The organism is Emticicia aquatilis (assembly GCF_014644295.1).
Taxonomy (GTDB): domain Bacteria; phylum Bacteroidota; class Bacteroidia; order Cytophagales; family Spirosomataceae; genus Emticicia; species Emticicia aquatilis.
Genome location: NZ_BMKK01000009.1, coordinates 31,779 through 45,320, shown reverse-complemented (window position 1 = coordinate 45,320; position 13,542 = coordinate 31,779). Strand labels below are relative to the sequence as shown.

At 37.5% G+C, this 13,542-nt stretch carries 10 protein-coding genes; 3 read left to right on the top strand and 7 right to left on the bottom strand.

What is annotated here, in order from left to right; genetic code table 11:
- Positions 1-16 precede the first annotated feature (16 nt).
- From IEX65_RS19660 to IEX65_RS19650, 3 genes are read right to left on the bottom strand one after another with little or no spacing between them, the layout of a single operon-like run.
- Positions 17-919 (bottom strand): sugar phosphate isomerase/epimerase family protein, encoded by a 903-nt coding sequence (locus tag IEX65_RS19660; protein WP_188768539.1) that lies wholly within the window; start codon positions 917-919, stop codon positions 17-19.
- A 46-nt stretch (positions 920-965) separates the two neighbouring features.
- The gene (locus IEX65_RS19655) at positions 966-1,283 is read right to left on the bottom strand and encodes a low molecular weight protein tyrosine phosphatase family protein (protein ID WP_188768538.1); all 318 of its coding nucleotides are present in this window, start codon (positions 1,281-1,283) and stop codon (positions 966-968) included.
- A 26-nt stretch (positions 1,284-1,309) separates the two neighbouring features.
- Complete coding sequence (locus IEX65_RS19650; protein ID WP_188768535.1) at positions 1,310-4,057, bottom strand: DUF1553 domain-containing protein; 2,748 nt, start codon at positions 4,055-4,057, stop codon at positions 1,310-1,312.
- A 271-nt stretch (positions 4,058-4,328) separates the two neighbouring features.
- Here IEX65_RS19650 and IEX65_RS19645 point away from each other — a divergent pair, with 271 nt between their 5' ends.
- Together IEX65_RS19645 and IEX65_RS19640 are read left to right on the top strand one after the other, a co-directional pair.
- The gene (locus IEX65_RS19645) at positions 4,329-4,994 is read left to right on the top strand and encodes a hypothetical protein (protein WP_188768533.1); all 666 of its coding nucleotides are present in this window, start codon (positions 4,329-4,331) and stop codon (positions 4,992-4,994) included.
- A 150-nt stretch (positions 4,995-5,144) separates the two neighbouring features.
- Positions 5,145-6,128: a hypothetical protein gene (locus IEX65_RS19640; protein ID WP_188768531.1), complete on the top strand. Its 984-nt coding sequence runs from the start codon at positions 5,145-5,147 to the stop codon at positions 6,126-6,128.
- Between the two features lie 104 nt (positions 6,129-6,232).
- Here the strand turns inward: IEX65_RS19640 and IEX65_RS19635 are convergent, their stop codons facing one another.
- The 4 genes from IEX65_RS19635 to IEX65_RS19620 form a co-directional block, all read right to left on the bottom strand.
- Positions 6,233-7,906 carry an ABC transporter substrate-binding protein gene (locus tag IEX65_RS19635; protein ID WP_188768529.1) on the bottom strand — a complete coding sequence of 558 codons (1,674 nt, stop codon included), beginning with the start codon at positions 7,904-7,906 and terminating at the stop codon, positions 6,233-6,235.
- 67 nt (positions 7,907-7,973) lie between these two features.
- Complete coding sequence (yidC, locus tag IEX65_RS19630; RefSeq protein WP_188768527.1) at positions 7,974-9,839, bottom strand: membrane protein insertase YidC; 1,866 nt, start codon at positions 9,837-9,839, stop codon at positions 7,974-7,976.
- Positions 9,840-10,060: 221 nt separating this feature from the next.
- Positions 10,061-11,698, bottom strand: coding sequence for a CTP synthase (gene pyrG, locus IEX65_RS19625; RefSeq protein WP_188768525.1), 1,638 nt, complete (start codon positions 11,696-11,698; stop codon positions 10,061-10,063).
- 132 nt (positions 11,699-11,830) lie between these two features.
- The gene (locus IEX65_RS19620) at positions 11,831-12,565 is read right to left on the bottom strand and encodes a hypothetical protein (protein WP_188768521.1); all 735 of its coding nucleotides are present in this window, start codon (positions 12,563-12,565) and stop codon (positions 11,831-11,833) included.
- A 291-nt stretch (positions 12,566-12,856) separates the two neighbouring features.
- Between IEX65_RS19620 and IEX65_RS19615 the strand changes: the two genes are divergently transcribed.
- Positions 12,857-13,534 carry a hypothetical protein gene (locus IEX65_RS19615; protein ID WP_188768520.1) on the top strand — a complete coding sequence of 226 codons (678 nt, stop codon included), beginning with the start codon at positions 12,857-12,859 and terminating at the stop codon, positions 13,532-13,534.
- Positions 13,535-13,542 lie beyond the last annotated feature (8 nt).

The following is a 13,542-nucleotide window of genomic DNA, read 5'->3' as shown; positions in this document are numbered from 1 at the left end:
TATGAGCAAAGGGTGATTAATAACCCCATTTTTTCATGATTGCCAAATCTTCTTTCATGCAATCCAACGGAGCTTTGCCTTGATAAGATTCTTGCTCAATGATAAACTGAGTTGTACCACCCGATTTCTTACCTGTATCAATAATATCTTTCACACCGATAACGCCTGTGCCGAGAATCGCACTTTCCCAACCGATGTGTTCGGTTGAACTTTTGATTTCATCTTTTACGTGCATCAATTCAAACCTGCCTGGATATTGCTTCAATAAATCGGCAGCACGTCCGCCACCACCGTACATATTACCAATGTCGAGTTGTTGAGCAACCAAACTTGGGTCGGTATTTTGCATAATTATATCATAAACCTTCATACTGCTGAGTTTCAGACTAAATTCAAAGTCGTGGTTATGGTAACCAAACTTCATACCTGATTTTTTACAAAGCTCGCCTGACTTATTAAAGACATCCATAAAATACTTTAATTGCTCTAAATCTTTACGCATACTAATATCGAGCGATGGACTTATCACATATTTTTGTCCACAAATGGCAGCATCTTCTACTGTTTGTTTCCAAGAATCAGTAAAATCTTTTGTTGTTTCGTCCCAGTGTTTTTTGCCCATTACGGTATGTCCGCTTGGCATTTTTAAACCTAAATCATCTAATACTTTACGAAATTCTTTAGCCGAATATCCATAAAATTTGCGGTCGATATAGTTGGCGTGTTCTACGTGTGTATAGCCCATTTCTGCCAATTTCTTTAGGCTGCTAAGTGGGTCTTTTTTCATATCTTCTCTAATAGAGTAGAGCTGCACACCAACCACATGTTTTTCTTTTGCTGCGGCAAATAAATCGCTCGAAAAAGCGGCTGTACCTGCCAGTGCCAATGCACCTTTTTGAAGAAATTCTCTTCTTTCCATAAGTTTATCGTAGGTTTTGATAGATTGAATTTTAAATGTAATGATTTTATAAATAAGGCGAAACCGAAAGTTTGATTAAATCTACTAATTCTTCATCCATAAATTGATACTCGTCAGGAATATCTAAGACAATTAATTCTTTTTCATCGACCACCGTAGCAAATCTTTGTTTGATTCGTTCTTTATGTTTCTTTTCCATCACAAAGATAATATCTGCCCAGTTGATTAACTTTTCGGTAATTTTTATGCGTGCTGAAGGCTCAGTTCCAGCCGATTTTGCTTGATGTTCTTGATTATTTTTGAATATTTCCTCAGCCGTTGGGCTTCGCCATTGATTTCTGCTACATACGAAAAGTAGATTCATTTGTTGGATTTTGTTTGAACGGATGCTCACTCCTTAGTCACTACCTCATCTAAATTCATCATGGCATTGGCCGTAACTGCCATAGCTGCTAATGATGGAGAAGTATCTGAGCGACCAAAGAATTTATAAGCCTCTACTGGATTTTTGCGATATTGTTGCTCGGTTTGCTGATAAAGTTTTGTTAAAATCTTCAGTTCACGGCTGTCAATATCTCGCATCATAATTTTATTAAAACCTGCCTGAATCTGTTGTTCTGGTGTTTTTCCTTTCTTCAACATACTTTTTGCCAACTCTTGTGCTGCTTCTACGTAAGCAGGGTCGTTGAGGGTTACGAGTGCTTGCAAAGGCGTATTCGTCCGCAAGCGTCTCGACTGACAAAATTCTCGGCTCGGTGCATCAAACGACATCATTGAAGGATACGGTGAAGTGCGTTTCCAAAATGTATAAATGGCACGACGATGTTTATCTTCGCCATTTGACGTATTCCAAGATTCGCCACTCCACGGTGACTGCCACATTCCTTCGGGTTGGTAAGGCATTACACTTTTACCATACATTTTCTGTGATAAAAGTCCACTTACGAGCAATGCTTGGTCACGTACTTGCTCGGCTGTGAGTCTAATTCGTGGGCCACGAGCCAAAAACTTATTTGTTGGGTCCTTATCGAGCAAAGTTTGGTTGACCGCCGAAGATTGCCTGTAAGTGCCAGACATTACCATCATTTTAAGCAGTTTCTTTACGCTCCACTTCATGTCATCTTGAAAAGTAATGGCCAGATAATCAAGCATTTCGGGGTGTGAAGGAGCAAAGCCTTGCGTGCCAAAATCTTCAACTGTTTCCACGATTCCAGTGCCGAAAAGTTGTTCCCAAAAACGATTCACAATCACTCTCGAAGTTAGCGGATTTCGGCCATCGACCAACCATTTAGCAAAGCCCAGTCGGTTTCGAGGATATTCTTTTGGCATCGAAGACAGATATTTCGGGACATCGGGTTTTACTTCTTTACCTTTCACGAGCCAATTTCCACGTTCAAAAATATGTTGTTTGCGAGCCAAATCTCCAGTGCCTTCTACCAAAATCGGACTGTAATCAGCTTTTGCATTCAGAATTTCTTTGTATTTTGCCTCAACGGATTGATAATCAGGTGTTTCGGTAAATGTATTCTGAAAAGCCACCCATTTGATTTGTAACCACTCTTTCGGTGTTTTTGGGTTTGTGAATACAAAATATAAATCATGTTTACCTTCCAACTTCGGTAAATTATAAAACATTACCGTATCACGGGTTTTGAAAATCGGAATATTTACCAAAACTTTACCATCTAAAGCATTATCTCTTACGAGTAAAGTACCTTTTTCATTACCCGTATTGAAGGTCATCAACATTCTGTTTTTACCAGTTAGCGTAACGTTTCTTAGTCTGCCATAGCCAGTGTGTTGAAGTCCCAAATATTTAGCATCGAGTAATGAAGAAGTAACTGGAGATAGTTGTTCAATATCGTGCGAATTAAATTTTGGTTCTAAAACTCGGGCAAAATGTTCAAATTCTTGGGCTTTTTGGGGAGTACTTTTGCTCAAAATCCATTTTTTTACTTCTTGAATCTTGCTCGAATCTTCTTTCTTATAAAACCTTAAATAAGGCGTTTCGCTCACTACATCTTCATCACGAGTATTGTTGAAAAACGCCATCGTTTTATAATATTCATCATGCACGAAAGGGTCGTACGGGTGTGTATGGCACTGTACACAGGCCATCGTTGTTCCTTGCCAAACATCAAAAGTAGTATTTACTCGGTCGATTTGAGCGGCTACTCTAAACTCTTCATCAACTGTTCCACCCTCATCGTTAGTCATGGTATTTCGGTGGAAAGCTGTCGCTACGAGTTGATTGTCAGTTGGTTGTGGTAATAAATCACCAGCCAGTTGTTCAATCGTAAATTGGTCGAATGGTTTATCTTCGTTGAACGCCTTAATTACATAATCTCGGTATCGCCAAATATTTCGGTAAACGTCACGTTCGTAACCTTTGGTATCGGCATAACGAGCCAAATCGAGCCACATAGAAGCCCAACGTTCGCCATACGCAGGTGAAGCCAGAAGTTTATTCACTACTTTTTCATAGGCATCTTCCGATTCATCTTTCAAGAAATCTTGTAATTGCTGTTCGGTAGGAGGTAAGCCTGTTAAATCTAAATAAACACGGCGTAGCAATGTGCCTTTTTCTGCTTCGGGTGAGTGCGAGAGTCCTTCTTTTTTGAGTTTATCCAACACAAAATGGTCGATTTCGTTTTTAGCAAAACGGGTTTCATCATCTTTGAAGAGTCCGATTCGAGCAAAAAATCCGCCTACCGATGGAACACTTGGCTTTTCGGGTTGCTGATAGGCCCAATGTTCGCCCCATTTTGCTCCGCCATCAATCCATTTTTTTAATATCTCTATTTCTTCTTTTTTAAGCGGCTCTTCGTTTTTTGGCATTCGCTCATCCAAGTCATTCGTAATGAGGCGTTTATAGAATTCTGAATGCTCGGCATCGCCCGCCACAATCGCAATTTTTCCTGATTTTCCCTTAGTATTAATAGCTTCGTGCGAAAACAAAAAGCTCAGATTCGCAGCTTTCTTTACACCACCATGACACGCAACACAGTGTTTATTTAAAATAGGCTTTACTTCGGTATTAAAATCAACTTCGTCTTTGAACGGATTGAAGCTAAACGCCATTGAGCCAATGGCAGCCGCAACGGAAGCACTTAGAAGAAATATTTTTGAGCTTTTCATAGATGTCTATACAAGTATGGGTCTTACAAATTTAAGACTTTCGTGCTGATTTCATATAAATATTTTCTAAGAATAATTTATATTCAAAATATCATCACTAAATTTAGCCATTCGACACACCTTTTGCTTGGATTGTATGAAATGAGTTGTAGAATCCTCGAAATACCCAAAAGTTTGTATCGTAAATGTTGCACGTTTTAATAAAACAGCAATATTTAGGTAAATAAAATGTCTATTTTTTGACTTTTAAAACTTACAAAATCTCAATACAATGAGCGATTTTTTATCAAAACTAAAAGGTATTTTTATTGTTCAGACACCCGCCGACGGGCAAACTGCCGAAGCTACGCCTGCAAAAACGGATGCAAATGCTAAACCCGCAGTAACAACTACCAAAACTGAGGTAGTAACGCCAACGGGCAAAGTTTCGGATAAGTTTTACGAGATTCTGTTTGGGGCAATGGAAACAAATAATCAGCCTGGGTTTGATTATTTAGAGTACAAAAAGTCTTTGCAAACACTGGCCAAAATGCCAATGGATGAAGCTACTCGATACAGTTCGGCTTATGCGGCGGCACAAGCAATGGGCGTTTCGAGTCAGCAGCTCAATGATTCGGCACAATTTTATCTGAATGTATTAAAGACCGAAGATTCGAAATTTCAAGAGTCGGTCAATGCTCAACGCCAAAAGCAAATCGGGAGTAAAGAAAAAGCTATTGCAGACCTTGATGCCACCATTAAAGCCAAAGGCGAACAAATTGCCAAACTCACCCAAGAAATAGCTGCCCACCAAGAAGATATGGGCAAAATGAAAGCTGAGATTTCGGAAGCAGTGGTGAAAATAGAAACAACCTTGAGCGATTTTCATGCAACATACAGTGATTTAATTGGCCAAATCGGACAAGATGTTGAGAATATGAAGAAGTATTTGAAATAGAAAATGTAGTTTTATTGGAGAATAGAATTTTACATTATCCATTTTCAATTATTCATTAAAATATTACCTAAACCAAAGAGAGAAAAGCCTCTTTCTCTTTTCAATCAAAAACAAGGCTCCCCTTTAGGGGCGGGGGGGTGTTATTCAACAATGGAATTACAAGAATCAAAACCTAAATCATTTTGGAATCGCCCAGAAGGCACCACAGGAATGCTTTTTGCCGCAGGTGCATTGTTGGGTGGAGGATATTTACTATACCAAGCATTGCCATTTCTGATAACTTTGGCATCAAATACCCTTTATTTGGCTGGTTTGCTGATTGTTTTGGCGGCAGTAATCTACATGATTCTCGACCCCAAAATGCGAAATTTGATTTTTTACATCTATAAAAGTATCATGCGTTGGGTTACGGGATTATTTATTCAACTGGACCCAATTGGAATCTTGAAAACTTATATTGATGAGCTTCAAGGAAATTTGGGTAAGATGAATCAGCAAATTTCGAAGCTGAAAGGGCAGATGATAAATCTGAAAACTATCATCGAAAATAACAAAAAACAGATTCAGAATGACCTTACTTTGGCAAGTAAAGCCAAAGAAACCGACAAACAAGCCATGATGGTGCTAAAAGCCCGTAAAGCTGGCCGTTTGCAAGAATCGAATATGAAACTCGATGATTTGTACAAAAAAATGGAAATTCTTTACCGTGTTTTGGGTAAAATGTACGAAAATTCAGAAATCATGCTCGAAGATATTAAAGACCAAGTGGTAGTGAAAGAGCAAGAGCGTAAGGCGATTCGTGCGAGCCACTCAGCGATGCGTTCGGCGATGAATATTATGAACGGAGACAAAGACCAACGCCAAATGTTTGATATGGCTATGGAATCAATCACCGATGATGTGAGCCAAAAAGTAGGCGAAATGCAACGTTTCATGGAAGTATCTTCAAACTTTATGGATTCGATTGACCTACAAAATGGCGTATTTGAAGAAGAAGGCTTAAATATGTTGGAGAAATGGGAGAAAGAAGGCGTATCGCTTCTTTTGGGCGATGATAAAAAAGCCTTAATTGCTGGAAGTAGTGTTTCTTCAAGCAAATCTTCGGGTAACCAATACGATAAGTTGTTTGAATAGTTTTCTGAAAATAATTGATATAAAAAATGGTGGTCAGAAAAGTTTCTTGACCACCATTTTTATATATCTAATAACCAGTTTCCCAGTAACAAATCACCAATAAACTACCTCATTACTTCAATAAATTTCCCATCTTGATATTTGATAATTGGCACAATCTGATTTTCGTTTGAGCCGTTGGTATAATCAAATCCATCTAAAGTATATCCTTGCGTATATTCAATAGCATTCAGGCTATTACGTAGCTGATTTTTGCCAGCATTTAGCATTCGAGCATAAAAAATAAGCATATCATACCCCCAATAACTGTAATATGAAGGAGCAATATTTTGTTCGTTGAAATACAGACTTCTAAAGTTTTTTACTTCATCTTTATCTCGATTGACATAGTCTAATTGAATCAAAGATAGTTCTCGATTGAAAATATTGAGCGAAGAACTTTCAAAATCAAAAGCCGAAGATGCAGCTATGATTGGAGATGTGACTTTCTTTTTATCAAGTGCATTGATAACTTTACTACCAAACGTAACATCGCTACCCGAAATAAAGATATGACTTGGTCGGCGGCGAGTATCAATATCTTCAGCATTCGTAAACTTCTTAATCATTATTACCTCAACACCAGCTTTAAGGGCTTCGTCACGATAAGCGTAAGCAAAAGTCGAGTCTTTTCGGGTATTCCCGTAATAAATGGCTACTGTTTTACCAATCGTTTGAGATTTCATGTATTCCAGTGCCTTTGCTGACTGGGTTTCAAATGATGGAGCAGCTAAAAAAGTATTTTTGTCGCTCGCTATTAGTTGCCTATTATTTGAAAGAGGATGCACTTGCACCACATCATTTGATTTGGCAAAATTGTTGGCTATTCTATTAGCTTCGGGATAAAGCGGCCCAATCAATAAATCAACTTGTGTAAACTGGCTATCTTCCACCAAAGATGAAATCAAACTTGCATCACGGTCAATATCGAATGTCAGAAGATTAACGTTGATTTGTTCAGACTCAAGTCTGTTTTTTGCCAATTTCATACCCGCATACATATCATATATGTACTGATTGGCTCTATTAGATTGAGCAGCTTCAAAATCATTGAGTCGGAAAGGAAGTAATACCGCAATATTTACAACCCCTTTGTTTTCTCTTCTTTGAGGTGTTTTTTTAGTTGTAGTTGGATTTTCTCCCAAGTTAAAACGATTCGTAAGGCGGTCAGATATTTCTAAATCCTCTTTGCTTACATTTTTACTCTTTTGAATATTATCGACCAATAATTGGGCAATAATTACATTATTTGGGAATTTCTGATTGAGCTGTTTTAACTGGTTGCGGTCAGTTACTTTACTGAAATGGTAGTAAAGCATATTTTCGATGTCCTTCTTCATGACATTCCCCGAAATACGGTTGATGTACTGCATCCCTTCATCAATATAATTATCGGCAAGGGCTGCATTGGCATAAAGATAATAGCCTTCATCAATCTTATTCCAATCAGGAAAACGCTCGAAGAGTTGGCGTAAGACTATGCGTGTTTCAAAGAATTTATTTTGTTTGAAAGAGCATAGAGCATGATAATAGTGAGCATAAGGAACCATCGAATTGTTGTATTTTCGATTGGTGAGAGGGGTAAGTTCATTTTGAGCTTCAAAATACATCTGGTCAGCGTATAGCTGCACCGCTTTTTTGTATTTTAAGGCATAGTCTCGCTCCGAAAGCGTGGCTTGTTGAGCCAGCAATACGTTAGAGAGCAGCAAAAAGATGAAAAGACTATAGCACCTTTTCATAGGTTAGATTTGGAGGTTAAAGCCCTTAAAAAATCCCTCTCCGTGCGGAGAGGGATTGGGCGAGATATTATTTTTTCTTTTTCTTTTCGTCGTTTTGTAACTTACGATTCTCCTCAGCCAATTTTACTTGATTCTCCATGAATTGAGCAAACTTGCCTTTTTTAGCCGCTTGCGGATTCGCTTTGAACTTAGCTTTATTTTCATCTAAGATTCTACGAATTTTATCTTCATCAACGAAACGACGCACAATTTGTTGTTGAGCAATCGTAACAACGTTAGAAACTAAGTAATAAAAACTCAATGCCGCAGGGAAACTATTCAAGACAAAGAAGAACACAATCGGGAAAACATAACTCATTTTCTTCATATCGATTGGCCCTGGTTGGTCTGGCGTAATTTGGTTGTTATAATAAGTAAACGCCAAACTTGAGATAGTCATTAATACCACAAACAAACTAATGTGGTTGCCTACAACTGGTAAGTTGGTTGCCCAACTAATTGGATAATCATAAGTTGAAAGGTCTGATGCCCACAAGAAGTTTTTCTGACGAAACATAATCATGTTCGGGAACAAGAAAAACACTGACATCAAAATTGGCATTTGCAACAACATCGGCACACAACCACTCAGCGGATTTACGCCCACTTGTTGGTATAGTTTCATTTGCTCTTGTTGCATTTTTACTTGGTCGTCGCCCACTTTTTCTTTCAATTCAGCGAGTTCGGGTGCCATTACACGCATTTTAGCCGAACTAATATACGACTTATAAATGAGTGGTGTAAGCAAGGTTTTTAGAACAATTACCACCACAATAATCAAAAGACCGTAATTGCTGATAAACGATTCGGCCAATTTGAAAAGAGGCACAAATACAAAACGGTTGATTGGCTTCACGAAATCATAACCTAAGTAAACATTGCGGTGGAAACCATCTGCTACAACTTTTACTAAATCATAATCGTTTGGTCCGAAATAAAAACGGAAATTTCCTTTACCTGTTTTCAAATCAGAAATGGCCAAATTTGCATCAACTTCAACAGTTTTTACAATATTTTGGTCGTTTTCTGGAGTAACTAATTTGAGTTTCGCACCTGTTAATGGCTGATTTTTAGCAACAAAACCTGATACAAAATACTTTTGTTTGAATGAATACCATTTGATTGGGTCTTCGGCAGCTAAGTCGGCATTGCCAGCTGCATTTGCTCCTAAATCATCGAATTCATCTTCTTTGGCATTCCAATAATTGATTTGAGCTGATTTACGGTTTTCGGCAATATCATGCTCTAATACTTTTAGATTATCTTGCCAGAAAAATCTTGCTGGTTGGTTTTGCACAAGGGCATCAACACCTACAAAATTAATGTCATAATCAATCGTATAGCCTTTACCTTTGATGGTATAAACTTGGTCGATGTATTGGTTTTGACCTAAAGTTAGGCGAAAAGTAACTTTAGTTGAGTCTCCTTCTTTCAAAATTGTTGGTTTTGAGTCAGAAGTAAAATAAAGTTTCTTTAAATCAACTTTGCCTTTGTTGGTCTGCACTTCTAAGCTCATTGTTGAACTTTTAGAGTCGAATAAAACCAACGGATTTTTTGCTCCTTTCTGAAAGTCTGAATACGTTGAGTAATTTTTCAGAACGGCTTCTTTGATTGAGCCACCAAGTGTACTAAAAGTGAATTTAGCGTCTTGGTTTTCGATAACAATATCTTGGGCTGTACCTACGGCTGCACTTGCGAAATCGCCAAAAGCGGCTTTTAGAGCAGTTGTATCTTGCAATACATTAGGTGTAGCAATTGTTTTAGCTTCAGTTTTTGGTGCAACCTTCGCAGGCTGTTCGGGTGGGGTTTGTGGCATGAAATACATGTAACCTGCCCACATACACATCAACAACACGATACCAATTAGCTGGTTTCTATCTACTAATTTTTCCATTAAAGTTTAAAAATACGTAAAAAATATAAAGGCACTCACTGAGAGCTGCCGTATTCTACTACAAAATTCGCAAAGATTAGTTATAAATCCTAATCAAGTATCTGACACTTAGACCGTTAATCATAAAATAGCCCCATAACTTCAACGAAATAGGAAAAGTTATGAGGCTATAGGTTGATATTCTTTGGCTTTCTACGATTTTTAGAAAGTTTAAGATTTTATTATTTCTTTGTTTTAGAAAAATCAATGGCGGCTTTTACGAAATTTACGAAAAGTGGGTGAGGATTCATGACTGTACTTTTTAATTCTGGGTGAAACTGAACGCCAATGAAATATGGATGATTTGGTAATTCAACGATTTCTACTAATCCGCTATCTGGGTTTACGCCCGAAATCACCATTCCTGCTGCTTCGTAATCTTTCAAATACTTATTATTAAACTCCCAACGGTGGCGGTGGCGTTCGCTGATGTTGGCTTTGCCGTAAATCTTACGAGCCAAAGTTTTATCTTTGGTTTTACAAGCATACGCTCCCAAACGCATCGTGCCTCCTTTATCAGTTACGGTTTTTTGCTCTTCCATCAAATCAATCACTGGAAATTGCGTTTCTGGACACATTTCGGTTGAGTGTGCTTCTGTAAGACCGATTACGTTTCGTGCAAATTCGATACAGGCCATTTGCATTCCCAAACAAATTCCGAAAAAAGGAATGTTGTTTTCACGCACGTATCTTACTGCTGCAATTTTCCCTTCAATACCACGCTCTCCAAAACCTGGGGCAACCAAAACGCCATCAAGTCCTTTAAATTTCTCGGCACTGTTATCTACTTGCAAACTTTCTGAGTGAATCCACTCAATGGTTACTTTACATTTATTAGCTGCTCCAGCATGAATAAATGCTTCGATGATTGATTTGTAAGCATCTTTCAGCTCAACGTATTTTCCTACTAAACCAATTTTTACGTGTTCAACAGGATTTTTATATCTATCCAAGAAGCCTTTCCACGCTTCCATATCGGCATCTTGGTCGTTGTAGATGTCGAGCATATAAAGCACACGTTGGTCGAGGCGTTCTTTTTGCATCAATACAGGTACATCATATATAGTTTCGGCATCCATTGCTTCGATAACCGAACTTTGCTCAACATTACAGAAAAGAGCAATTTTGCGGCGAATATCAACAGGAAGCGGATGCTCGGTGCGGCAAACAATAATATCGGGCTGCACACCAGACTCTTGTAGCATCTTTACTGAGTGTTGTGTCGGTTTGGTTTTTAGCTCACCAGCCGAACTCAAATAAGGAACAAGTGTAAGGTGAATTGTGAGCAAATTGTCTGCTCCTAAATCCCATTTTAATTGACGTACGGCTTCTACGAAAGGCAATGATTCAATATCACCAACGCAGCCACCTAATTCGGTGATAACGATGTCGTATTCGCCTGTTTCGCCCAGTTGTAAGATATTACGCTTGATTTCGTCAGTGATGTGCGGAATTACTTGTACGGTTTTGCCAAGATAATTTCCACGACGCTCGTTCGTAATTACGTTGTAGTAAATACGGCCAGTTGTTACGTTGTTTGCCTGTGAAGTCGGAACATTCAAGAAGCGTTCGTAGTGACCTAAATCGAGGTCAGTTTCTGCTCCATCATCGGTTACATAGCATTCGCCGTGTTCGTATGGATTAAGTGTTCCCGGGTCAACGTTGATATACGGGTCAAATTTTTGAATGGTTACTGATAGTCCTCTGGCTTGCAGAAGTTTGGCAAGAGAAGAGGCAATAATGCCTTTGCCGAGTGAAGATGTTACGCCACCCGTTACGAAAATATACTTAGGGTTACGTGTTTGCCCGTGTACTGACATGAGGTTTGTTGTCTTTGATTACGGGATACAAAGGTACGGAATTTTGGCGGATTCTGTGGCCTAAAAAAACATAAATTTGCCTTTTTATTAGTAACGAGTTGATTATCAGTAGATTAAAAATGTATATTTAATTTACTTACAAGTGTAGGTGTAAGTTTCGTCGTGCGACTCTTCTTTACCATTTTGTTTTTTTACTACTTTCACCTTAGAGGCATAGCCTTCGGCAGTATATTCGTATTTATAGGTATAAGTCATATCGCCGCTATCATTATAGATTTTGGTCGAAGTGGCGTTGTTTTTGTTCTGAAAGTAAGTTGTATTTTCGCCCCCAATGGTTGCTGAGAATATCGTAAAATACATCATCAGATTATTGAGTGGAGTATTGAGGTATGGCGATTTTTTATCATCAAAACTTAGATTTTCGAGAAGAAGTTTGTTTTTGCCATTTTCTACTAAATACATTTTTTTGATGTTGTTGTTGGCATCATATTCAAATGTTGTCACCAAAATATTGTCAAAAACTGGCATTGTTAAATCAATTCTTTCGATTTGTTTTTTTGAGTTGGTATAAACTTTACTCTTAAACTCAAATGGCTTATCTCGACTGTCTTTTCCGAGAAAATTAATTAAGGTAGGATTGCCTTTTACATCATATTCGTAAGTGATAAAGTATGATTCATCAAACGAGCTATAAACTTTTTTGGGAAGACTATTTTCGTAGTTGATTTTATTAAAATCAGGGAAACCATCAAATGTAATTAACTGATTATTGGTATTGTACCCTAAATTATAGATTACACCATGTCCGTGGTCAGCATCTTTCAGATAGCAGAGTTTTTTGGTTTCAATTACTGGTTTGTTCTTCAAGAGGGTTATCTCTTTGTCGTTGCACGAGAGCAAAACAATAAATATAAAGAAAAAACTTAATAAAAACAGATATTTTGGTTTGGTCAGAAACATTAGTTGGTGTATGACTGAATGTCTATATATAACAACTTCAGTCGTTGAATTATTGTTTTAGCAAAAATCGTGCAATAAACTTGCCAATAAATGTATATCTGTGAAAAAATAAAAACTGACGTAAATCATATATATATATTGTGATTATTGTTTAATTTTATGATGGTATATCCCAAAAAGACCTATTAAACATAACCCATGAGAACAGCATTAATGCTTGTGTTTGTGTTGCTTGCTCTTATAGACTTAATAAATTGTATAATACCCGGTCAAGAAATTAGTATATGGTTTCGGCCAACTCAGATGATAGTTTTAATGCTTTGGGTAAATCAATTAAAGTTAAATCAGAAACGCTCTACCCTTATTAGCATCCCTTTAGTGATGGCCGCCATTATGGACTACATTTTTTTTAAGTTTGGTGCGAAGGTTGAGTCTGTAATGATTCTACTTATTTTTATTAAATATGGCTTCTTTCTTTATTTGCTTTATATAGATATTGGTAAGTTACGTTACACCAAAAAGTTACTTCGCTGGGCGATTAATTATATCATTATCTTCACTATTATAGCTGCACTTGTTGGTGGTAAGAGTAATATTTTGGCTTATATGTTAGGTATTCAAGTAGCGATTGTTTTTCTGTTCATTTCTTTGAAAAAAAGCGATAGTGAAATTTTTCGACAGAAATACTTAGGATATTGTTTAATGATTTTCTCGCTCATTTTTGGTAAAATTTTATTAGCTGATTCTCGTTGGTTTGTTGAACTCATTAGTAGGTTTTCGTTTGTTGTGGGGCACCTTTTATTTATCTCTGGTCTGGCCAATGTAAAGTTATTTTCAACGAAATCAAACACTTTAGATTATCAAGCCGTTAAGTAATCATAGAA

What these genes read in the sequence shown, in the direction of transcription:
- IEX65_RS19615 (WP_188768520.1), top strand. Translation starts at nt 12,857, where the DNA reads ATGAGAACAGCATTAATGCTTGTGTTTGTGTTGCTTGCTCTTATAGAC.
- IEX65_RS19660 (WP_188768539.1), bottom strand. Translation starts at nt 919, where the DNA reads ATGGAAAGAAGAGAATTTCTTCAAAAAGGTGCATTGGCACTGGCAGGT.
- IEX65_RS19645 (WP_188768533.1), top strand. Translation starts at nt 4,329, where the DNA reads ATGAGCGATTTTTTATCAAAACTAAAAGGTATTTTTATTGTTCAGACA.
- IEX65_RS19640 (WP_188768531.1), top strand. Translation starts at nt 5,145, where the DNA reads ATGGAATTACAAGAATCAAAACCTAAATCATTTTGGAATCGCCCAGAA.
- IEX65_RS19650 (WP_188768535.1), bottom strand. Translation starts at nt 4,057, where the DNA reads ATGAAAAGCTCAAAAATATTTCTTCTAAGTGCTTCCGTTGCGGCTGCC.
- pyrG (WP_188768525.1), bottom strand. Translation starts at nt 11,698, where the DNA reads ATGTCAGTACACGGGCAAACACGTAACCCTAAGTATATTTTCGTAACG.
- IEX65_RS19655 (WP_188768538.1), bottom strand. Translation starts at nt 1,283, where the DNA reads ATGAATCTACTTTTCGTATGTAGCAGAAATCAATGGCGAAGCCCAACG.
- yidC (WP_188768527.1), bottom strand. Translation starts at nt 9,839, where the DNA reads ATGGAAAAATTAGTAGATAGAAACCAGCTAATTGGTATCGTGTTGTTG.
- IEX65_RS19635 (WP_188768529.1), bottom strand. Translation starts at nt 7,906, where the DNA reads ATGAAAAGGTGCTATAGTCTTTTCATCTTTTTGCTGCTCTCTAACGTA.